Raw genomic sequence first — 21207 nt, forward strand, 5'->3', positions numbered from 1 at the left:
TGCTCCTTCCCCTTGGCCCCATCGTTTGGGGCAGCATCTGGTCCGACCTTTACCCTACCACAGTTTTCCCGATGAAGAAAAGGCGCCGGAGGTTTGGATCGTCTCCGGGCTTTTCCATTGCTTCAGGAGACACATCCGTATACGCCTTCAGATCCTTTCGTACAGGGTTTGGAGCAGGAGCCTCTGCAAGGCATTATCACGATTTGGGAAGATCCGAATCACTCATTCGCGGCGCCGAATCTCCTCATTGAGCCTTAGCGGCTGTTCGCTCCGTTGGTAAAACCGCGGAACCCGTAGCGTGAGGATGCTCACCCGAGTGCTTGGCAAGCACATCGCGGAGGTATGCGTTCTGTTCAAACGCCCGTTTGTTTTGTTGTAGGCAGGCTCCTTAACGGAAGTGTTGTTTCTCCGCTTGTTTCAAAGGGCAACACCACCGTCGGTTGGACCTCGGCTTGTTTGAACCGTTCCCGCAGCAATTCCTTGAGCTCCTCCGGCACTCGAACGACACCGCCGTTGACAGCGTAAACGCCTTCGGCAACATCGCCGTGAAATTCCAACAATACTTTTCGCACCTTCCATTCCAGTTCCTTTCCGGGAACATAGGTGACAATGCGCACCCATCCCATCTGTTCCCCATTGCCGTTTACCGGAAGGCGCTCGTTGGGCGTCCACGTTCCTCGTTTGAGTTCTTTTATGATCGTACGCGCCTCCGCTTCCCCAATGACAAACCGGATTTTCCACGAACGACCGCGCACCACCCCGTATTCCACACGCACGGGTTGTTTGTACGCTGACCATTTTTTGTTGGTGATGTGGTCTTGTCGAAAAGTCATGGGGTGAAACAAATAGGTCTCTTGAATGTGGCGCGCAAGAAAGGCAGCCGTTTCGTAGAAAGTCAACAACAACAGCACAGATGTTATTCCATAAAAGAGTCTCCTGTTGCGAAACATCGATTTGCCGTCACATCCTTGGTTAGAAATGTTTTAACATACTTCGACAGCATGTTTCGACAAATCCTTCCCCTTAAACCACAACCAAGCCCCCGCGGTTTGCGGTGGATCTTTCGCCGACTCGGGCTATATCTTCGTCCCATTTCTCACGAAATCGTCGCAGACAGCGCCCATGCCGACACTCAAAGGAGACGGCCCAGCGACAAAGCATCGCTAGGCCGCGGAACAAAGACGTCTTCCTTTCCTAGGCCGTGAACGGCCAGCGGGCATGCCCCAAGGCGTGGCGCGTGCGCCGTCCTTACCGCGGCGCCATGCGCAGCGCGCCGTCGAGGCGGATCGTCTCCCCGTTCAGCATGGGGTTTTGCACGATGTGGCACACGAGCGCGGCGTATTCCTCCGGACGGCCGAGGCGGCTGGGAAACGGCACCTGCTGGCCGAGCGAACGGCGCACCGGTTCGGACAGCCCGGCCAGCATCGGCGTGTCGAAAATGCCCGGGGCGATGCTGACCACGCGGATGCCGTAGGCGGCCAGCTCCCGCGCCGCGGGCAGCGTCAAGGCCACCACCCCGCCCTTTGAGGCGCTGTACGCCGCCTGGCCGATCTGGCCCTCGAAGGCGGCGACCGACGCCGTGTTGACGATCACCCCCCGTTCGCCGTCGGCGTTCGGCTCGTTGCCCCGCATCGCCGCCGCGGCCAGGCGAAGGGCGTTGAACGTTCCGATGAGGTTGACGCGGATGACCCGTTCAAAGGCCCCCAGGTCGTGGGGGCCCTCCTTGCCCAGCACCTTTTGGGCCACGCCAATCCCGGCACAGTTGACGAGGACGCCGAGCGGCGCGCGGGATGTCGCCGCGTCGATGGCCCGCTCGACGGAAGCCGGGTCGGTCACGTCGGTGGACACAAAGAGGGCACCGTCGCCCAACTCCCCGGCCAGGGCCTCTCCCGCCTCGGCGCGCACATCGGCAATCACCACCGTCGCCCCGAGGCGGTGCAAGGCGCGCGCCGTTGCCGCCCCCAGGCCCGACGCACCGCCCGTCACAATGGCGCTGTAGCCCTTTACATCCATCGGGCACCCCTCCTCCTTGCGATGGTTTCTTCGGCGACGTTCCCATACCCCGAACCTGCCCCGAACCGGCGTGATGGACCGACGCGTCACGCCAGCCGCTCGACCACCGTCGCCGTGGCCATACCGTGACCGATGCACATCACCTGCAGGCCGAACTGCCCGCCGGTGCGTTCCAGCTCCGAAAGCAGCTTGGCCATGAGCACGGCCCCCGTCGCGCCCAGCGGATGGCCATGGGCGATGGCCCCGCCGTTCGGGTTGACCTTGTCCAGATCCGCCTGCAGCGCCCGCGCCCACGCCAGCACGACGCTGGCAAAGGCCTCGTTGATCTCGATCACGTCGATGTCGCGCAAGGTGAGCCCCGCTCGTTCCAAGGCCCTTTCCGTCGCCGGAATCACCTCGAGGAGCTGCAGCGTCGGATCGCCGGCAACCACCACCCGCGCCCGAAAGCGGGCCCGCGCGTTCAGACCCAGCGCCCGCGCCGCGTCGGCATCGGCGAGGAGCACGGCCGCCGCGCCGTCGGAGATCTGGCTGGCGTTGCCCGCCGTGACGACGCCATCGGGGCGAAACACCGGGGGAAGCGCGCCCATCTTCTCGCGGTCCGGCGCAAAGCGGATGCCCTCGTCAAAATCGAGCAGAACGGGCTCGCCCTCCGCGTTCACCCCTGTGAGCGGCGCCAGGTGGCCGGCAAACCGGCCTTCACGGGTCGCCGCCGCCGCGCGCCGGTGGCTTTCGTAGGCGTAGTCGTCCAGCTCGTCCCGGCTCAACCCAAACCGCTCGGCGATGCGCTCGGCCGACTCCCCCTGGTGTACCAGCTCGTATTTTTCGTGGAGCGCCGGGTTCAACACCTCGAACCCGCCGCCGATGTCGGAAAACATCGGCACCCGCGTCATCGCCTCGACGCCGCCGGCAATGACGAGGCGCGCGTCGCCCGCCGCAATGGCTTGGGCGGCAAAATGGATGGCCTGCTGGCTCGAGCCGCACATGCGGTTGAGCGTCACCGCCGGCACCGTATGCGGCAGGTCCGATAAGAGCACCCCCAGCCGGCCGACGTTGGCCCCCTGCTCGCCCGCCTGCGTCACGCAGCCGGTGATGACGTCGTCGACGAGCGTCCCGTCCACGCCCGTGCGCGCCAAAAGCGCGTTAAGGACGTGGGCATACAGCGCGTCCGGCCGCACCTGGCGCAGGGCGCCGTTCTTTTTGCCGATGGGGGTGCGGACGGCGTCCACAATGACCGGTTCGCCCATGGTCACCGCTCCTTTCCGTTCGTCAAGGTCGCACCCGCTCGGCGCGCCAGCTCCCGAACCATAATCGTACGCTGGATCTCGTTGGTTCCTTCGTAGATCTGCAGCACCTTCGCATCACGCATCAGCTTCTCCACGGGGTATTCCGCGCTGTAGCCGTACGCGCCGAACACCTGCACGGCTTCCACCGCTGCCCACATCGCCGTATCGGCGGCAAAGGCCTTGGCGTAGGCGGCCTCCAGCGTGTTGGGCGCGCCCACCGCCGCCTTCCACGCCGCCTGGCGCGTCAGCAGGCGGGCCGCCTCTGCGCGCATGCCGATCTCCGCCAGCTTGAAGCCGACGCCCTGGACTTTTGCCCAAAGGCCTCCCGCGCCGCGGCGTAGGCCAGCGCCTCGTCGAGGGCGCGCTGGGCCAGGCCGACGCCGACAGCCGCCACCATCGGGCGGGAGCGGTCGAAGACGCGCATGGCCAAGCGAAACCCACTGCCCTCTTCCCCCAGCAAGGCGTCCGGCCCCAACTCCACATCGTCGAACACCACTTCCGCCGCGCTGGAGGCCCGCTGCCCCATCTTGGGAAGCGGCGCGGAGACGTGCACGCCCGGCGGTCAGGGCATATGCGCCCAACCCCTCGGCAAGGCGCGCGCCGTACGCCTTCCGCTGCGCCTCCGTTCCGGCCAGGGTCAGGGCGTCGGCCACCAGGTTGTTCAGCAGGATGGCCGCGGCGATGCCCGTGCACGCCCAGGCCAGCTCCTCCGCCACGACCACGAGCGCCATCGGCGTGGCCCCGGTTCCACCGTAGGCCACGGGAAGGAGCAGGTTGACCAGGCCCAGGGCGCGGGCCTGTTCGACAATGGCGTGGGGAAAGCGCGCTGTCCGGTCGCATTCCGCCGCGGCCGGCGCAATCACCTCCCGCGCGAAACGGCGTGCCAAGGCCTGAATGTGCCGCTGTTCCTCGGTCAGCGCAAAGTCCATGTGCACCCTCCTCCGCAAACGCGCCATCCCGGCATGGGCATATGGTGCCGCATGGGAACGGGCCCGCACGACGCCGCAGCTATGAATGAATAGTCATTCATCATGAGCTGCGCCGCTCCCGCCGGCCCATAACCGGCGGGATCGCGCGGCATCGTCCTACGCCAGCGCGCCAAAGCGCTCGCGCAGCATGCGCTTTAGGATCTTCCCCGCGGCGTTGCGCGGGAGATCGGGGACGAAATGCACCTTCTTCGGCACCTTGAAGGGCGCCAGGCGTTCCCGCGCGTAGGCGATCAGCTCGTCTTCGCTCACCGCAGCACCCTCCTTCACCACCACGACGGCGGTGACGGCCTCGATCCACTTGGGATCGGGCGTGGCGATGACGGCCACTTCCTTCACCGCCGGGTGGGTGTACAAGACCTCCTCCACCTCGCGCGAGGCGACAAGCACGCCGCCGGTGTTGATCACGTCCTTCTTGCGGTCGACCACGGTGATGTACCCCTCTTCGTCAACGCGGGCCAGGTCGCCGGAGTGGAACCAGCCGCCGGCAAAGGCCTCCGCCGTCTCCTCCGGCTTTTCCCAATACCCGAGGCACAGCTGCGGCGAACGGTACACCACCTCGCCGATCTCCCCCGGCGAAACGTCGCGCATGGCCTCGTCGACGACGCGCATTTCGACGAAGGGCACCGGTTTGCCCGCCGAGGCCGGCCGTTCGGCATGCTCCTCCGGCCGCAGCACGGTGGCCAGCGGGCCGATCTCCGACTGGCCGAAGCAGTTGTACAGGCGCAAATGGGGCAGCCGCTGGCGGAGCGTCTCGAGCACCGGCACGGGCATGATCGATGCCCCGTAATACCCCTTCTGCAGGCAGGACAGATCGCGCCGCGTAAAGTCCGGATGGTGAAGAAGCGCGATCCACACCGTGGGCGGGGCAAAGAAGCTCGTAATGCGCTCCGATTCAAGGGTCGCCAGCACGCGCGCCGGGTCGGGGGCTTCGTGAAGCCAATTCGTGGCCCCTAAAAGCAAATACGGCATAAGAAAGACGTGCAGTTGTGCAGAGTGATAGAGAGGCATGACGTGCAGCACGCGATCCGTGGCCGCAAAATCGAGGGCCAGGACGCAGCTCATGTACTCGTACATCAAGGCGCGGTGCGTCATCATCGCCCCTTTGGGCCTTGACGTCGTGCCCGAGGTGTACAGGAGCTGGACGAGATCCGACTCCTCAAGGTCGCCGTCGGCGCGAGCAGGCGGCTCGATGCGGGCAAGGCGCAGGACGTCGAACCCTTCCCCGCCCCGCAGCGTCCCGTACACGGAGGCGCCCAGCTGCGCGCGCACGTCCTCTACCCGTTCGGCCAGCGCCGGATCGAAAAACAGGGCGCGGCTCCCTGACTGGTTGACGATGTAGACGAGCTCGTCGCCGGTGAGGGCGGCGTTCACGGGCACGTGGACCAGCCCGGCCTTCGCCGCCGCCAGCCACAGCAGGACATACGCGTCGGAATTGCGCCCGTAGGCGGCGACGCGGTCCCCCTTCTGCAGCCCGGCGGCGAGCAGGTGGCCGGCCAGACGCTCGGCTGCCGCATCGAGCTCCCGGTACGTCCACGCGCGTTCTTCGAAGACGAGCGCCACGCGGTCGCCCCATCGCCGCGCGCTGCGTCGGATCAGGTCCCCGACGGTGTTCCGCCAGATCGCGTTCATCGGCAGGCCCCCTTTGCCTTGGATGGCCACTAGCCGGCATCGGCCGTCCCGTAGATGTCGCGATATTGCTCGCGCAGTTTGGCCTTCAGGAATTTCCCGGCCGACGTGCGCGGAATGGCATTGACAAAGACGAAGGCGTCGGGCAGCCACCACTTCGGAAACTTGTCGGCCAAAAAGGCGCGCAGCTCCTCCGGCGTCACCTCGGCGCCCTCCTTCTTCACCACCACGGCCAAGGGGCGTTCCTGCCACTTCGGATGGGCCACGCCGACCACCGCCGCCTCGGCCACGGCGGGGTGGGCCATCAGGGCGTTTTCCAGATCCACCGAGCTGATCCACTCGCCGCCCGACTTGATGAGGTCCTTGACGCGGTCGGTGATCTTCACGTACCCGTGGGGATCGATGGTGGCCACATCGCCGGTGCGGAACCAACCGTCGGCCGTCCAGCTGGATGCCGCCTCCGGCTGGTTGTGGTACGCGGCGGCCACCCAAGGGCCGCGCACCTGCAGCTCGCCCATCGTCTGCCCGTCCCATGGCGCCTCGCCGTCGTCGTTCACCACGCGCACCTCCACAAACGGCACAGGGATCCCCTGCTTGGCACGGTACGCATACTGCTCCTCGACCGGCCGTTCGGCCAGGTCCGACTTGAGGTGGCTCACCGTCCCCAGCGGCGTCGTCTCCGTCATCCCCCAGGCGTGGATGACGCGCAGGCCGTGCCGGTCAAACCCGCGGATCATCGCCTCGGGCGCAGCCGATCCGCCGACGGCAAGGCGCATGCCGGGGACAAGCGACCAGCGTCTGGGCGACCGGTCGAGGGCCTGAAGCACGCCCAGCCAGATCGTGGGCACGCCGGCGGCAAAGGTGACCCTTTCGCTTTCGAACAGCGCGAGCAGGCTCTCCGGGTCGAGATGGGGGCCCGGGAACACCTGCTTGGCGCCAACCATGGTGGCCGCAAAGGGCACGCCCCAGGCGTTGACGTGGAACATGGGCACCACCGGGAGCACCGTGTCGCGGTGGGAGACGGCCAGCGTGTCGGCCAGCGCCGCGGCGAAGGAATGGAGAACGAGGGCGCGGTGGGAATAGACGACGCCTTTTGGGCGACCGGTCGTCCCCGAGGTGTAGCACATGCCGGCCGGATCGTTCTCGTCCAGCTCGGGATAGGCGAAGTCGCCCGTGGCCTCGGCCAAGAGGGCCTCGTAATCGTCGTAGCCCTCGGGGACGGCCTGCCCGGTGAGGGGCACAACGAAGATGCGCTCCACGCGGATGCGGTCTTCGAACTGGCGCAGAAGCGGCACGAGCACGTCGTCGACGATCAGGAAGCGGTCTTCGGCGTGGTTGACGATGTAAGCGATTTCATCCGGGTGCAAGCGGAGGTTCAACGTGTGGAGCACGCCGCCGGCAGCCGGGATGCCGAAGTACGCCTCCAGGTGGGCGTAGTGGTTCCACATCAGCGTGCCCACGCGGTCGCCCTTGGCCAAGCCGAGCCGCTTGAGGCCTTCGGCGAGGGCTTTGGCCCGGCGAACAAAATCGGCGTACGTATAGCGATGAAGCGACTTGTCGGGCCGGCGCGAGACGATCTCCACAGGGCCGAACAATTTGCCCGCGCGCTCCAACAGGTGCGTTAGCGTGAGCGGATAAGCCATCATCGTGCTCGCGATCATGGTGGCCACCCCTCTCTTCCTCATTTTTCCCAATATTTTTAGTTGTCTCGATTGTATCCCGCCCACGCATGCCTGTCAAGTTGACCGTTTCGCCGCAGCCAATGCGGCCTGGCCGAGGCTGATGCCGCCGTCGTTCGGCGGCGCCTCCCGCCCCATCCACACCTCCATCGGGCCGCGCTCTTCCGCCACCGCCTGCAAGAGCGGGCGAAAATCGAGTTCACGCCCGTCCCACGGAAAGGGATAGGCCGTCTTGAGAGGGGCCTGGCGAGCAAGATGCTCCAGCCAGATGGCCGCCTGGCCCACGAAGGAAATCGCCCCCGTAAACCCGAGGAGGGCCGCCACGGCATCAAACAGGCGCCCGACCGAGGTGGTGGGAAAGGTCTGGATGCGCTTTTCCACCAGCTTTTGTGCCGTGAAGAAGCGTTCGGGCAGCTGAAGTCGAACCGCCACCTCCGCCGCCAGCCCGGGAAGCTCGGCGAGAAAGCCGGCCAACGCTTGCAGCGGCACGCGGGCGGCCGCGTCGTCGCCAGGAAGGACGGCGTACCGGAGATGGCCGACACGCTCCAATCCGTCCACCGCGCTGCCCACGAACAACTCGCCGCCCCAGATGGCGCCGTCATCGCCATAGCCCGTGCCATCGAAGGCCACTTCCGTCGCGCCAAACCCGCGCCCTTCCGGCAGCTCACCTCACCCCACTTCATCCCTTCGCATTCCTTCATACCGTCCACAAATTTAGTAACACAATTCGAAACATTCAATAATAAATAATATCGGAAGAAAACGGGTGTTGTCAAGGTTCAACATAAAAACCCCTCCTTGGCGTCCAGAGGGGTTTCGACGTTCAATTTTTTTCCGTTTATTGAATGGGCAAATACACGAAGATTTTCGTTCCTTCCCCAGGCATGCTGCTCACGTCGAGCGTGCCGTCGTGGGCCTCGACAATCGCCTTGCTGTTGGCCAGCCCGAGGCCAATGCCGCAGGGTTTGGTGGTGAAAAACGGCTCAAAAATCTCGTCCAGCCGTTCCGTGGGAATGCCGGGCCCCATGTCGGCTACGGTGATAAGGACATCCGCTTCCAGCTTGCGGACCGAGACCGTAATCTGTCCGCCGGGGGCGGTCGCCTCGATGGCGTTCTGGATGAGGTTGATCAGCACCTGGCGAATCTGGTCGGGATCGAGGTCAACCAAGGGCACCGCCTCGTCGTACTGTTCCGCCAAGCTCACGCTCTTTTCGACCATTTTGCTTTCCAGCAGGCGGCAGGTCTCCGACACCAGCTGCACCACATCGCTTTTGCGGCGCTTGGGTACGGCCGGTTTGGAAATTTGCAAAAAATACTGCACCAAATCGGTGATCCGGTTCAGCTCGTTCATGATGAGGTTGGCCTTCTCTTCGTAGGGGCCGACAAATACCCCTTTTTCCTTCATCATCTGCATGGCCAGGCGAATGATCGCCAGCGGATTGCGAATCTCGTGGGCGATCTGCGCCGAAAACCGCCCCATCACGCTGAGCCGTTCCATCTGCTTGAGGGCCCGCTCCAACTCAACCACGCGGGTGATGTCCCGTGCACACGCGACCAGGCGCCGCACACCGCGCGCCTTGACGTCCAGCCAGAACGTGTCCCACAGGTACTCGCGCGCCTCGCCGGTCACGGGGTGGACAAACGTCTCGCGGAAGTCGCGCAAGCTGCGCTGCTCGCGCAGGCTGATGGCAATGGCGTTGTGGCGTGAGAAGATGCGGTCAACCGACGCGCCTTCGTGCTCGCCAAACTTCCGTCGTGCCGCCCGGTTCATCGATTCGATCGTTCCCTCTTCCGTGCAAATCAGCACCGGGTCGTCGGAAACCTGGACGAGCTCGTTGAACAGGTGGGTGACGTACAGGTTTTGGCTCTTCAGCAGGTACGCCTGCTCGATGGCATACCCCGTCGACAGCACCATGCCCAGCAGGTACGGGCTGTGCTCCTCCCGGTACGCGGCTACGGCCAGTCCACCAATCACCCGGCCTTCCATGTCCCGAAGCGGCGTGGCCGCGCACGTCATGTCGTAAAAGGCTTCGCAATAGTGTTCCCGGCCCACCATCGACATCGGTTCGCCCGTTGCCAGGGCCGTTCCCAACGCGTTGGCGCCGTACACCTTTTCCTGCCAGCACAGCCCCTCGGTGGTGTGGTGCGCCAAGAGCGGATCGGGCAGGCGCTCACCCCGGCAATGCAGCAGAATGCCGTCCGCGTCGCAAATGACGACGATGAAGCGCGTTTTGATCTGCTCGAAGAGGTGGTCGAGAAACGGCTGGGCCACCTCCAGCAAAATGCGGTTGTGGGCTTTCCGGCGGGCAAGCTCTTCCGGCGGCACGGGCGAGACATTGGGCAAGCGGTCCTTCGGCACGCCGTAGCGGCGCGAGCGCTCCCACGCTTCGCGGATTTTTTTCTGTCGTTCCGCTTCCGAAAGCGTCAACGCCGCCTGCGGAATGGGCCACGTGGCTTCGTCCATGCGCGTTCCTCCTTGCGGGGGCATCTTCCTGTTTTGTTCACACTTTTCTATCTTACTACAAGCCGCCCCGCCTGTGGGGAGGCAAAGGAATACCCAATCGCGCGAGGAACGCGCGGAAATCCGCAGGGAGCGGCGCCTCAACGCGCAACAGCGTACCTGTGCGCGGATGGGGAAACGCCAGGCGCCAGGCGTGAAGCGCCGGGCGCGCAAGGAGCATGCGTGCCCCGCCGTAAAGGTCGTCGCCGAAGAGGGGGTGACCCAGATGCGCCAGATGGACGCGGATCTGGTGCGTCCGTCCCGTCAGCGGCCGGACCATCAGCAGCGTGCCGGCGGCTTTGCGCGCCACCACCCGATAGCGGGTGCGCGCCGGTTGCCCGTCTGGTCGCACGGCGCGCTGGATGATCGAGCCGCTCACCCGGCCGATCGGGGCGTCGATGACGCCGGAGGAGCGATCGAGGCGCCCTTCCGCGCAGGCCAGGTACGTTTTCCGCACCGCGCCCGCCGCCAGCAAGCGGGCCAGTCCAGCATGGGCCTCGGGATGCTTGGCGATGAGCGTCGCCCCCGACGTGCCCACATCAAGCCGCGTCACCGGATGGAAGGCGCGTGTTTCGCCGCGTGCGGCCCAGTAGGCCAGCACCGCGTCCATCAGCGTACCGCGCGGATGGTGAACCGTGGGGTGCATGCATTGTCCCGGCGGCTTGTCGACGACGAGAAGGTCCCATCTTCGTACAGGATGCGGATCGCCCCTTGCGCAATCCGTTCTCCATCCGGTTGGCGCACGGCCCGATCACTTCCTTTCCTGCCCCCGAAATCCGTGCATGTCCCCTTCCCAACAAAAAAGGAAGCTCCCACGAGCCTCCTTGTTTTTCTTTCCGCGCCTTCATTTCTGGCTTTTCTTCGCGTCGGTGGCCGGCGGCTTGGCCGCCGACTGCTCCTTTTTCTTTTGCGCCATCACGAGCTGGTAAAGCAAACCCATCACGCCCATCCTCCTTTTGCCGCTCGTGAAACGGCGGAGCGTCCCACTGAATACGTTTTTCTGTACCTATATGGTAACCGAGCGTTTATTATAATGGAAATGCCACTTTTATCGGAACACTTATTTACCCTTTTTATAAGGAGGCGAACGCCGTGCTGTATGAGCAGCTGGAAGTGCTCGCCGCCATTGTCGAAGAAGGCAGCATGAACCGGGCCGCCGACCGGCTGCGCATCACGCAGCCCGCCCTGTCGCGGGCGATCAAGAAGCTGGAGGAACGCTTCGGAACCGCCTTCTTTGAACGGCGCGGCAAGCAGCTCGTGCTCACCCCCGCGGGCCGCCGGGCCTACCAGACGGCCGTCGAGGTGGTGGAGGCCGTTCGCCGCCTCGCCGACGAGCTGGCCGCCCTGGAGACGCCGACGCGCGGCCCGCTGACGCTCGGCGCGGGGCTGACCACCTTGTATCACGTGTTGCCCCCGCTGCTCGGCCCGTTCACCCGCCAGTATCCGGAGATCGACATCAACGTCAAGACCGGTCGCGCCCACGAGATGGTGAAGGCCCTGGAAACCGGCGAGGTGGACTTGGCCTTCATCGCCGCCGACCAGTTCCATCATCCCTACCTGCAGGCCTTCCCCTTGGAGGCGGAAGCCGTCATCCTCGCCGTGCCCGCCCATCATCCGCTGGCCCACGCGCCGACGCCGCTGTCCGTGTCCGCGCTGGACGGCCAGCCGTTTCTGCTCTTTTCCCCGGGCACCTACTACCGCGACTTCCTCGACCGCATCTTTTCCGAATCGGGCGTACGACCGAACATCCGCCTGGAGGTGGACAGTTTCACCACGCTGAAGAAATTGGTCGAGGCGGGACTGGGCGTCACCTTCCTGCCCCAATCGTACGTCCAGGACGAAGTGGCCACCGGGCGCATTGTCGCCGTTCCGGTTCGGGAACTGGCTTCCGTTCGCTTCGTCACCTACCTCCTGTCCCCGCCGCGCGTGCAGCGGGGAACCGCCCGCCTCTTCCTGCAGTTTACGCGAGAATTCTACGCGCTCCGGTAGGCCGGGCCGCATTCCCGGGAGGGCGTGCCGGCCCGATTTCGTCAATGGCGACCGTGCCCTCTGCGGCGCTACCGGCTGCAGCCCCGCGCGGCGATGTCCAGCTCGCCGACCACGCGCCCGCCCTGCACGGCATAGGCGCGGTCGTACAGGTTGACAACGGGGCAGATGTGGTTGGGGATCACCTCGACGCGGTCGCCCACGGCGAGATCCGCCGTCCACGGGGTGACGACGCCGTGCTCGTCGGACACGCGGGCAACGATGCACGCCGGGTGGTCCTTCAGCACGCCGTATCCCGGATGGCGTCCCGGCAGACCGGTGTTGACCGGGTCAGACCCCAGGGCCTTGGCCCCGGCGTCCAGCACCAGGCGCTCACCGTCGCGCACCGTCATCACCGTGGCCAAGACCGTTGCCGCGCACGCGTCCCATTCCCCGCGCACGAGAGCTTGCGAACGGTCGAAATAGGCATACACGCCGGGACGAATCTCGGTGATTCCCGGCAGAATGTCCGTGACCAAAAGCGCCGGCGTGCATCCGATCGACAGCTCAAGGGGGTGTCCCGTGTGCGCGGCAAGGGCCCGCCCCGCCTCCAGCATCGCCCGCTGCGCCGCTTCGGCCAGGCGGCGCATCTCCTCGACGGTCGCGCCGCCGTAGACGTGCCCCTCGTGGGTGAACAGGCCGGCCACGCGCACCTGCGGCCGCTGGTGCAGCACCCATTTGGCGAAGGCGACGGCCGCATCCGGCGCAAGCCCGGCGCGGTGCTGGCCGGTGTCCACCTCGATCATGGCCTCGAAGGGCACCTTGTCCCCGAACACCGCCACTAACCGCTCAATGTGCAAGGGATGGTCGACGGCTACGCGGACGCGCACGCCCTCTGCGACCAGGCGCGCCAGCTGGCGCAGCTTGTCCTCGTCCACCACCGGCGTGCACACAAACAGATCGCGCACACCGCTCGGCACCAAAGCCACCGCCTCGCTCACCTTGGCCACCGTCAGGCCGGCGGCGCCAAGCGCAAGCTGCCGCCGCGCCACGGCCACCGACTTGTGCGTCTTGGCGTGGGGGCGCAGCTTCACACCGGCACGATCGGCGCGCTCCTGCATGCGGCGCAGATTGGCCTCCAGGCGATCGAGATCGATGAGAAGGGCCGGCGTCGGCACCTCGCCGTAAAGCCGGTCGGTGCGCCCACTCCGGTCCGATCTGCCGTTGGACGTGCTCATGTTCTTTCCCCTTTCGAAATTCTCATGCTAAGATTTAAATTAATGGTTTTTTCCTGCGTGCGCCACCGCCTTTGACGGCCCGCACCCACAACCTGAAGGGAAAGGAAGACCAGCCATGGGCGTCACAGTACATCCTTCGCAACAAGTGAAGCGGCTCCCCACCCAGTTTTTCGCCTCCTTGGTGGCCAAGGTGAACCGCGTTCGCGAATCGGGAGCCGATCTCATCAATCTGGGCCAGGGCAACCCCGACCTGCCGACGCCGACGCACATCGTCAAGGCCCTGCAAGAGGCGGCGGAAGACCCGATCCATCACCGCTACCCGCCGTTCACGGGGCTACCGACGCTCAAGGCGGCCATCGTCGACTGGTACCGGCGCGAACACGGCGTCATGCTGGACCCGGAAGCGGAAGTGGCCATCCTGTTCGGAGCCAAGGCCGGCCTCGTGGAAATCGCCCAATGCCTGCTCGACCCGGGCGACGTCTGCCTCGTGCCGGACCCCGGCTACCCGGACTACTGGTCGGGCATCGCCCTCGCCGGGGCGGAAATGGTGACGATGCCGCTGTTGCGAGAGAACGGCTTTCTGCCCGACCTCGCGCGCATCCCACCCGCGGCGCGGCAGCGGGCCAAGCTCATGTTCCTGAACTACCCGAACAACCCGACGGGCGCCTGCGCGCCCGAGGCCTTCTTCGACGACGTGATTCGCTTTGCCGATGAACACAACATCGTCGTGGCCCACGACTTCGCCTACGGGGCCATCGGGTTCGACGGCCGCAAGCCGGTCAGCTTCCTGAGCCGCCCCGGGGCCAAGGAGGTGGGCGTGGAGTTCTACACGCTGTCCAAAACGTACAACATGGCCGGGTGGCGCGTGGGCTTTGCCCTGGGCAACCGCGACGTGATCCGCCTGATCAACCTGATCCAGGATCACTACTACTGCAGCCTGTTCGGCGCCGTGCAGATGGCCGCCGTGGCCGCCCTCACCGGACCGCAGGACTGCGTGCGCGAGCTGGTGGCCACCTACCAGCGGCGCCGCGACGCCCTCTACGACGAGCTGCGCGCGGCGGGGTGGGACCTCCTCCCGTGCGAAGGCTCCTTCTTCGCGTGGCTGCCCGTGCCGAAGGGCTTCACCTCGGCCGCTTTCGCCGATCTCCTGCTGGAAGAAGCCCATGTGGCGGTGGCCCCCGGGATCGGCTTCGGGGCCTGCGGCGAAGGGTACGTGCGCGTGGGCCTGCTCGCCCCCGAAGCACGCCTTCGCGAAGCGGCGCGGCGCATGGCCCACGTCGCCCAGCGGGTCAGCAGCGCGGCGCGGTGACGGAAGGCCAGACGCGTAGCACAGCAAAGGGAGGGACAGTCGCGTCCCTCCCTTTCGTCTTGTGGGGTCACCGGTGTGCGCTTAGGCAATCTCAAACCCCAAGTCTTCCAGCATCTGATAGTCCGCCGACGGCGCCTGTCCTTCCGTGGTCAGGTAGTCGCCGATGAAGATGGAGTTGGCCGCATAGAGCAAAAGCGGCTGCAGCGTGCGCAGGTGCACTTCCCGCCCGCCGGCGACGCGGATCTCCTTGGTCGGGTTGACAAAGCGGAACAGGGCGACCGCCTTCAGGCAGTAGACGGGTGTCAATTCGTTCAGGTGCTCAAGGGGCGTGCCGGGGATGGCATGCAGGAAATTGATCGGAATGGAGTCGATGTCCAGCTCGCGCACGGCAAAGGCCATCTCCACCACGTCCTCGGGCGATTCGCCCATGCCGAGGATGCACCCCGAACAGGGCGAGATGCCGGCCTTGATCACGTTGCGGAGCGTCGCCACGCGGTCGGCGTAGGTGTGGGTGGTGGCGATGTTGGCGTAGTGGCCTTCGCTCGTGTTGAGGTTGTGGTTGTAGCGGTCGACGCCGGCCTCCTTGAGCTTGCGGGCCTGCTCCTCCGTCAGAATGCCCAGGCACGCGCACACCGTCAGCCCCAGCTCCGCCTTGATCTCCTTGACGGCCTCGATCACCGTCTCCAGCTCCCGGTCGGTCGGGCCGCGGCCACTGGCCACAATGCAATAGGTGCCCGCCTTCAGTTCGGTCGCCTTGCGCGCCCCTTCCACGAGCACCTCCTTGGACAGCATCGGATACTTGGCGATCGGCGCTTTGGAGACGATCGACTGGGAACAGTAGCCGCAGTCTTCCGGGCACAACCCGCTCTTGGCGTTGATGATCATGTTCAGGCGCACGCGCTTGCCGTAGTAGTGGCGCCTCACGCGGTAGGCCGCATGCAGGATGGGCAAAAGCTCGTCGTCATCGGCCTGGAGGACGGCCAGCGCCTCCTCGCGGGTGGGTGGCTCGCCCGCGATGGCCTTGTCGGCAAGATGCTCCCAAAACGCCCACCCTTGTTTCGGCGCCGTCGCCTTCTTCGTCACCGTTGGCCGATCCACAATCCCGCCTCCTTTTACGGTTTCTCCTGCGCCTCAACGGGCGCGTTGGGCAACGATCCACACCACGTGGTACGTGGCCGGCACGCCGTCCGGCTCCCCAAACAGACGCTCGTACTGTTCGAGCATGCCGAGCAGGGTGCGCCGATTGGCGCGCAGCGGGCCCGCCGGGGCGTGGCTCGCGCCGGTGCGCTTCACCGCGTCCAGAAAGGCCCGCACCGTGGGATAGCGCTTTCGCCAATGGGCCTCCCGGACTTCGTGCACGGCCAACCCAGCCCCCTCCGCCATCGCCGCCCATGCTTCCGGTGCGAAAAAGATCGGACCGCGGCGCGTCGCCTCCCTGTCGCCCGCGGCGGCGAAGGCGCGATCCAGCTCCCAAAAGGTGCGCGGGCCGAAGGTGGCAAAGGCCAACATCCCGCCCGGGGCCAGGCGTGCCGCCAGCCTTTGCAGCGTGCCAGCGGGATCGGTCAGCCACTGGAAGGTGGCGTTTGACACGATGCGGTCAACGGGCTCGTCGGGCGCCCACTGCTCGATGTCGGCGCACACCCACCACACGCGGGACGAGCCGAGGCGCTCCCGGGCCACGGCAAGCATCTCCTCCGCCAGGTCGACGGCGATGCAGCGGGCCCGGGGATAGCGCGCCAGCAGCTTCTCGGTGAGAATGCCCGTCCCGCACCCGACATCCAGCACCGTCCATACCGACTCAGGCTCCTCCTCCACGGCGGCTAGGCGCTCCAGCAGCGCGTCGGCCATGGCCCGCTGCACCTCGGCGTAGCGGTCGTACTCCCGGGCCCGCCGGCCAAAGTGGCGGCGCACCGCCTGTTTGTCCACGGGATTGGTGGACGTGTGCATCATCGGCATTGCTGGGCCTCCTTCCTTGGGTCAGTCCGGCGCGTCCGCCCTGACGACGGCCTTTCCCGCACCCTCGTGCGGGCCGCTGCGCACCCGCGTCGCGTCGTCGGCACGCCGAAGCGCCGCCAGCTCCGCCGCGAGCCAGCGGGCAAAGGCACGCGGCCGGGCCACATGCGGGGCGTGACCCGCGCCGCACCACACCGTCAGTCGCGCGTTTGGCAGCGCACCGGCGAGGGCGCGCGCGCCGGACAGCGGGCACACCGCGTCGGCCGAGCCGTGCAGAAGGCGCACCGGCACGCGGCAGTGCGCCAGATCCCCCCGCGCATCGCACGCGGCCAGGAAGGCCAAAGCGGCCAGCGCGTCGTCCACCGGCGGCGCGCGGAGAAGACGCCGGCGAGGATCCGGCTCCTCAACCCGCTCCCCGGGGGCGAACAGGTCGTCAACGAAGGCGCGCCACGTGGAGGCCGGGTCGCGCGCAAAACGGCGGGCAAAGCGCCGCAGCGCCCGCTCGTCCCAGCCGTGCGGCCAGTCGGGAGCGGCCACAAAGCGCGCCGTGGCCCCGACGAGGACCAGGGCGGCCACATCGCGCGCCATGTCCCGGGCCATCGAGAGGGTTACCAGGCTGCCCAGCGACCAGGCGACGACCGTCACCGGTCCACCGCCCGCCTCCCGCGCCTGGGAAACGGCCGCGCGAACGACGTGGGAAAAGTCCCCCGGCGCTCGGCACCCCGCCCAGTCCACCGCCACGTGGACCGCGGCGTAGGCGAGATGGGGCCACACCGGCGCCCAGACCGCAGGCGGCATGCCCCAACCCGGCACCCATACAAAGGCGCCCGCGTCCCGCGCCGCTGCGCCTTTCGCCTCTCGCCCCTTCACGTCGCCGGGCCCCCCAGGGCACGCACCGCGTCGATCGCCGCGCGGGCGGCTCGGTCCACGTCACCCTTGTCGTGGAGGGCGGAAAACGAGAAGCGAAGCCGCGCCGTGCCCTCAGGCACCGTCGGCGGGCGAATGGCAACGGCCAAGATGCCCTGTTCCTCCAACGCGCGGCTGACCGCCAGCGCCGCCGCGCTTATGCCGACGATGAGGGGCACGATGGCCGACGGTCCCTCGCCCACGGCCAGTCCCGCCGCCCGCAGTGCGGCGCGAAACCGCGCGGCGAGGTCGAGCGCCTTCTCTCGCCGCCACGGCTCCTCCTGGGCCAGGCGCAGCCCGGACAGCGAGGCAGCCAGCACCGCCGGAGGCAGGCCCGTCGAGTAGACGAGCGAGCGCGCCCGCTGTACGAGCCAATCGATGAGCGTGCGCGAGCCGGCCACGTAGGCGCCGAGGGCCTTGCTGAAGGTCCCCATCTGCACCTCGACGGCCTCGGTGAGCCCCAGGGCGGCCACCAGCCCGGCGCCGCGTGGTCCAAGTAGGCCGGCGCTGTGGGCCTCGTCCACCATCAGCCACGCGCCGTAGCGTTCCTTGAGGGCCACCAGGTCCTCGAGGGGCGCGGCGTCGCCGTCCATGCTGAACACGGCATCGGTGACGATCAGCTTGCGCGCCTCGCGCGGTGCCTTCTTCAGCAGGTGCTCCAGGTGTTCCACGTCGTTGTGGCGGTAGCGCACGTGGTGGGCCCGCGAGAGGACGATGCCGTCGACGATGCTGGCGTGGTTGAGCCGGTCGCTGAAGACGACGTCGCCCCGCCCCACCAAAGCCGGGATGACGCCGACGTTGGCCGCGTACCCGCTGGTGAAGACCACCGCTGCCTCCGTACCCTTCCACCGGGCCACGGCCTCCTCCAATTCCGCCGCCAGGGGCAAATGGCCGGTCACGAGGCGCGAGGCGCCGGCCCCCGTGCCGTAGCGCTCGGCCGCCTCCCGGGCGGCTTCCTTCAGCGCCGGGTGGTCGGCCAGCCCAAGGTAGTTGTTGGACGAAAGATTGAGAAGCCGCCGGCCGCTGCGCAGGACGTAGGAACCGTCAGGATCGGTGACCACAAGGCGGCGACGCAGGCCGGCCTGGTCGCACGCCGCCAGTTGCGCAGCCAGGACGTCGTCCAGTCGTGCGTGCGTTGCCGCCGGGGCGCCGTGCGGAGAACGATTCCGCTCGGGGGGTGTCTTCTCTGGGCGCATCACCGCTTCGTTTCCTCCTTGCCCGCCGCCTGGCGGTCCAGCCACGCCTCCACCGCCGCCACGTCGAGGTACCGCTCAACCCATTCCGCCGCCTCCTCCGGCTCCGGCAGGGCGGGAAGGCGCGGCAGGCGGCCGATCACCGGCACATTCCCGTAACGTTCGATGAGGGACGGGTTGACCCGCTCGCTCACCCCGAGGGGCTCCTCGTAGCCGTTCAGCACCACCCCGGCCACCTCCAGGCCCCGCGAACGGGCGTAAAACACGGTGAGCAGCGTGTGGTTGACCGTGCCCAGGCCCGGCCGGGCGACGACGAGCAGCGGAAAGCCCGCCTCCACGGCGAGGTCGGCCACCGTCCACCCCGGGGCGAGGGGCACGAGCAGGCCCCCGGCCCCTTCCACGAGCAGGTGGCGGTGCCGGCGCGAAAGTTCCGCCAGCGCCGCGCGCACGCGCATCGGGTCAATCGGCCGCCCGGCCCGCGCGGCGGCCACCTCGGGCGCCAGCGGCTCCTCGTAGGCAAAGGGGCAGACGAGGTCCATCGGGTCGCGGGCCCCCGCCCACCGCGAAAGGCGCGCCGCGTCGCTGGCCGGGTCACCGGGCGCATAGCCGCTTTGCGCCGGCTTCATCACGCCCACGTCGCGCCCGCGGCGGTGCAAGGCGGCGGCCAGGCACGCGCCGACAAAGGTTTTGCCCACATCGGTGTCGGTGCCGGTGATGAACAGCCCGCTCACGTCCGCTTCGCCTCCTCCTCCGTCACCTCGGCAATGGCCCGGTGAAGAATGTCGAGCATGGCATCCAGCTCGTCGCGTTGGCTGGCCAAGGGCGGCATGAACACGACCACATCGCCGAGGGGCCGCGTCAGAAGCCCGAGGTCGCGCGCCCGGCGGCAGATGCGCCACCCGACGCGCCGCACGGGATCAAACGGCTCCTTGGTGGCCTTGTCGCGCACCACCTCGATGCCCACCATCAGCCCGGCCTGCCGCACATCGCCGACGTGGGGGAGTTCCGCCACCTCTGCGAGCCGGCCGGCGACGTGTGCGGCCATCCGCTGCACGTGGGCCACCAGGTCGCGCCGCTCAAACAGGTCGAGGTTGGCCAGGGCCACGGCGCAGCCGAGGGGATTTCCCGTATACGAATGGCCGTGGTAGAAGGTCTTCCCCTCGTGGTAGTCGGCATAGAAGGCGTCGTACACCCGGTCCGTGGTCAGCGTGGCCGCGACGGGCAGGTACCCGCCGGTGATCCCCTTGCCCAGCGTGAGGAAGTCCGGCGTCACCCCCTCGTGCTCGACGGCGAACATCCGCCCGGTGCGGCCGAAGCCGGTGGCCACCTCGTCGCAGATGAGGAGCACGTCGTGGTCCCGGCAGCGCTCGGCCACGGCGCGCAGGAAGCCTGCGGGCATGCGAATCATGCCCGCCGCCCCCTGCATGATCGGCTCGACGATCAGCGCGGCGATCTCTCCGGCCTTCTCTTCCAGCACCCGGTCGAGCTCGGCCAGGCAGTCGGCGGCGCACGCCTCCGGGTCGCCCGAGGGATGGCGGTAGACGTACGGATAGGGCACGCGGAGGGTCGGAAAGAGCAGCGGCCGGTACAGGCCGTGGAACGTCTCGATACCCCCGACGCTCACCGCCCCCAGCGTGTCGCCGTGGTAGGCGCCGGTCATCGTCACGAACCATTGCTTTTCCGGGCGGCCGATGTTGCGCCAGTACTGGAAGGCCATCTTGACGGCGATCTCCACCGCCTCGGCCCCGCTGTCGGAGAAGAACACCTTCGTCAGCCCCGGCGGGGCGATGTCGGCCAGGCGCTTGGCCAGGAGCACCGCCGGCACGTTGGCGCTGCCGAGGAGCGTGGCGTGGGCCACCTTACCAAGCTGGTCGATGATGGCCTGGTTCAGCTCGGGGACGTTGTGCCCGTGCACGTTGAGCCACAGCGAGGCATACCCGTCCCAGTACGCCCTCCCGCGTACGTCGAAGAGACGCACCCCTTCGCCGCGCTCGATGATGACGGGTTCGTCTTCGCAATAGTCCTTCATTTGCGTAAACGGATTCCACAGGTGCCGCACGTTGAATTCGCGCAGCGTCTCGTACGAAAAGGGCTGTTCCGCCACCTGTCCGCATCCTCCCGTTTGTGGTTTCGCGCGCTTCCTTCGCTGAATTGTTAGCCTCATTATACGACTAGATTAACAAATAAGGCAAGAAAAAAATTCCTCGTTTGCGCAGCAAAAAAGCTGTTCGCGCCGCGGCGAACAGCTTACGTTTCGTTTATGGATGGTGCGGTCGGCGAGACTCGAACTCGCACGGCCCGAAGGCCACTGCCCCCTCAAGACAGCGTGTCTGCCAATTCCACCACGACCGCACAAGATTGGTGAGCCGTGCAGGACTCGAACCTGCGACACCCTGATTAAAAGTCAGGTGCTCTACCAACTGAGCTAACGGCTCATGGATTGATAACACATGGTTAACTATACACCATTTCTCCCAAATGCGCAAGGGGATTTTGGCTCTAGGTCAATAATTGTGGATGCGAGGTCAACCAAGCCAAGGGAACAAAAGCGAG

General features: G+C 66.6%; 17 protein-coding genes, 2 tRNA genes and 1 pseudogene. 2 read left to right on the forward strand and 18 right to left on the reverse strand.

Annotated features, from left to right (window positions below; genetic code table 11):
- Positions 1-353 precede the first annotated feature (353 nt).
- The 9 genes and pseudogenes from IEX61_RS05880 to IEX61_RS05920 all read right to left on the reverse strand — a co-directional run.
- Complete coding sequence (locus tag IEX61_RS05880; RefSeq protein ID WP_157057937.1) at positions 354-950, reverse strand: hypothetical protein; 597 nt, start codon at positions 948-950, stop codon at positions 354-356.
- 298 nt (positions 951-1248) lie between these two features.
- The gene (locus IEX61_RS05885) at positions 1249-2013 is read right to left on the reverse strand and encodes a 3-hydroxyacyl-CoA dehydrogenase (protein WP_188817097.1); all 765 of its coding nucleotides are present in this window, start codon (positions 2011-2013) and stop codon (positions 1249-1251) included.
- Between the two features lie 86 nt (positions 2014-2099).
- Positions 2100-3257, reverse strand: coding sequence for a thiolase family protein (locus IEX61_RS05890; RefSeq protein WP_188817099.1), 1158 nt, complete (start codon positions 3255-3257; stop codon positions 2100-2102).
- A 2-nt stretch (positions 3258-3259) separates the two neighbouring features.
- Entirely contained in the window at positions 3260-4225 is a 966-nt protein-coding gene (locus IEX61_RS12870) for an acyl-CoA dehydrogenase family protein (protein WP_229725726.1), read from the reverse strand.
- A 156-nt stretch (positions 4226-4381) separates the two neighbouring features.
- The gene (locus IEX61_RS05900; protein WP_054670844.1) at positions 4382-5914 is read right to left on the reverse strand and encodes an acyl-CoA synthetase; all 1533 of its coding nucleotides are present in this window, start codon (positions 5912-5914) and stop codon (positions 4382-4384) included.
- A gap of 29 nt (positions 5915-5943) precedes the next feature.
- The gene (locus tag IEX61_RS05905; RefSeq protein ID WP_229725727.1) at positions 5944-7572 is read right to left on the reverse strand and encodes a long-chain fatty acid--CoA ligase; all 1629 of its coding nucleotides are present in this window, start codon (positions 7570-7572) and stop codon (positions 5944-5946) included.
- Between the two features lie 75 nt (positions 7573-7647).
- A complete protein-coding gene (locus tag IEX61_RS05910) occupies positions 7648-8220 on the reverse strand; it encodes a Kae1-like domain-containing protein (protein ID WP_229725728.1) in 573 nt (190 codons plus the stop codon).
- 208 nt (positions 8221-8428) lie between these two features.
- Positions 8429-10054 carry an ATP-binding protein gene (locus IEX61_RS05915; RefSeq protein ID WP_188817100.1) on the reverse strand — a complete coding sequence of 542 codons (1626 nt, stop codon included), beginning with the start codon at positions 10052-10054 and terminating at the stop codon, positions 8429-8431.
- A gap of 55 nt (positions 10055-10109) precedes the next feature.
- Positions 10110-10760: pseudogene (locus IEX61_RS05920) on the reverse strand (RluA family pseudouridine synthase); the annotation flags it as partial.
- 422 nt (positions 10761-11182) lie between these two features.
- Here IEX61_RS05920 and IEX61_RS05925 point away from each other — a divergent pair.
- Positions 11183-12079 (forward strand): LysR family transcriptional regulator, encoded by an 897-nt coding sequence (locus IEX61_RS05925; protein WP_188817104.1) that lies wholly within the window; start codon positions 11183-11185, stop codon positions 12077-12079.
- 68 nt (positions 12080-12147) lie between these two features.
- Here the strand turns inward: IEX61_RS05925 and IEX61_RS05930 are convergent, their stop codons facing one another.
- The gene (locus IEX61_RS05930; RefSeq protein ID WP_188817106.1) at positions 12148-13293 is read right to left on the reverse strand and encodes an alanine racemase; all 1146 of its coding nucleotides are present in this window, start codon (positions 13291-13293) and stop codon (positions 12148-12150) included.
- Positions 13294-13408: 115 nt separating this feature from the next.
- Here IEX61_RS05930 and IEX61_RS05935 point away from each other — a divergent pair, with 115 nt between their 5' ends.
- A complete protein-coding gene (locus IEX61_RS05935; RefSeq protein ID WP_188817108.1) occupies positions 13409-14602 on the forward strand; it encodes a pyridoxal phosphate-dependent aminotransferase in 1194 nt (397 codons plus the stop codon).
- 81 nt (positions 14603-14683) lie between these two features.
- Here the strand turns inward: IEX61_RS05935 and bioB are convergent, their stop codons facing one another.
- From bioB to IEX61_RS05975, 8 genes are all read right to left on the reverse strand, one after another.
- A complete protein-coding gene (gene bioB, locus IEX61_RS05940; protein WP_373288418.1) occupies positions 14684-15700 on the reverse strand; it encodes a biotin synthase BioB in 1017 nt (338 codons plus the stop codon).
- A 33-nt stretch (positions 15701-15733) separates the two neighbouring features.
- Positions 15734-16558 (reverse strand): malonyl-ACP O-methyltransferase BioC, encoded by an 825-nt coding sequence (gene bioC, locus IEX61_RS05945; RefSeq protein WP_188817110.1) that lies wholly within the window; start codon positions 16556-16558, stop codon positions 15734-15736.
- Between the two features lie 21 nt (positions 16559-16579).
- A complete protein-coding gene (locus tag IEX61_RS05950) occupies positions 16580-17425 on the reverse strand; it encodes an alpha/beta fold hydrolase (RefSeq protein ID WP_188817111.1) in 846 nt (281 codons plus the stop codon).
- Positions 17422-18585 (reverse strand): 8-amino-7-oxononanoate synthase, encoded by a 1164-nt coding sequence (gene bioF, locus IEX61_RS05955; protein WP_373288419.1) that lies wholly within the window; start codon positions 18583-18585, stop codon positions 17422-17424. Before bioF ends, IEX61_RS05950 begins: the two co-directional genes overlap by 4 nt.
- 71 nt (positions 18586-18656) lie before the next feature.
- Positions 18657-19385, reverse strand: a complete 729-nt coding sequence (gene bioD, locus IEX61_RS05960) for a dethiobiotin synthase (protein ID WP_188817115.1) — start codon at positions 19383-19385, stop codon at positions 18657-18659.
- Positions 19382-20758: an adenosylmethionine--8-amino-7-oxononanoate transaminase gene (gene bioA, locus IEX61_RS05965; protein WP_229725729.1), complete on the reverse strand. Its 1377-nt coding sequence runs from the start codon at positions 20756-20758 to the stop codon at positions 19382-19384. The genes bioD and bioA overlap by 4 nt, the downstream gene beginning before the upstream one ends.
- 161 nt (positions 20759-20919) lie before the next feature.
- Positions 20920-21006 (reverse strand) — tRNA-Leu (locus IEX61_RS05970).
- 7 nt (positions 21007-21013) lie between these two features.
- Positions 21014-21089: transfer RNA gene (locus tag IEX61_RS05975), tRNA-Lys, on the reverse strand.
- Positions 21090-21207: the final 118 nt, after the last annotated feature.

It is taken from the genome of Calditerricola satsumensis, assembly GCF_014646935.1.
Taxonomy (GTDB): domain Bacteria; phylum Bacillota; class Bacilli; order Calditerricolales; family Calditerricolaceae; genus Calditerricola; species Calditerricola satsumensis.

Coding starts and splice junctions, on each gene's coding strand:
- IEX61_RS05880 (WP_157057937.1), bottom strand. CDS start 950: ATGTTTCGCAACAGGAGACTCTTTTATGGAATAACATCTGTGCTGTTG.
- IEX61_RS05885 (WP_188817097.1), bottom strand. CDS start 2,013: ATGGATGTAAAGGGCTACAGCGCCATTGTGACGGGCGGTGCGTCGGGC.
- IEX61_RS05890 (WP_188817099.1), bottom strand. CDS start 3,257: ATGGGCGAACCGGTCATTGTGGACGCCGTCCGCACCCCCATCGGCAAA.
- IEX61_RS12870 (WP_229725726.1), bottom strand. CDS start 4,225: ATGGACTTTGCGCTGACCGAGGAACAGCGGCACATTCAGGCCTTGGCA.
- IEX61_RS05900 (WP_054670844.1), bottom strand. CDS start 5,914: ATGAACGCGATCTGGCGGAACACCGTCGGGGACCTGATCCGACGCAGC.
- IEX61_RS05905 (WP_229725727.1), bottom strand. CDS start 7,572: ATGATCGCGAGCACGATGATGGCTTATCCGCTCACGCTAACGCACCTG.
- IEX61_RS05915 (WP_188817100.1), bottom strand. CDS start 10,054: ATGGACGAAGCCACGTGGCCCATTCCGCAGGCGGCGTTGACGCTTTCG.
- IEX61_RS05930 (WP_188817106.1), bottom strand. CDS start 13,293: ATGAGCACGTCCAACGGCAGATCGGACCGGAGTGGGCGCACCGACCGG.
- IEX61_RS05935 (WP_188817108.1), top strand. CDS start 13,409: ATGGGCGTCACAGTACATCCTTCGCAACAAGTGAAGCGGCTCCCCACC.
- bioC (WP_188817110.1), bottom strand. CDS start 16,558: ATGCCGATGATGCACACGTCCACCAATCCCGTGGACAAACAGGCGGTG.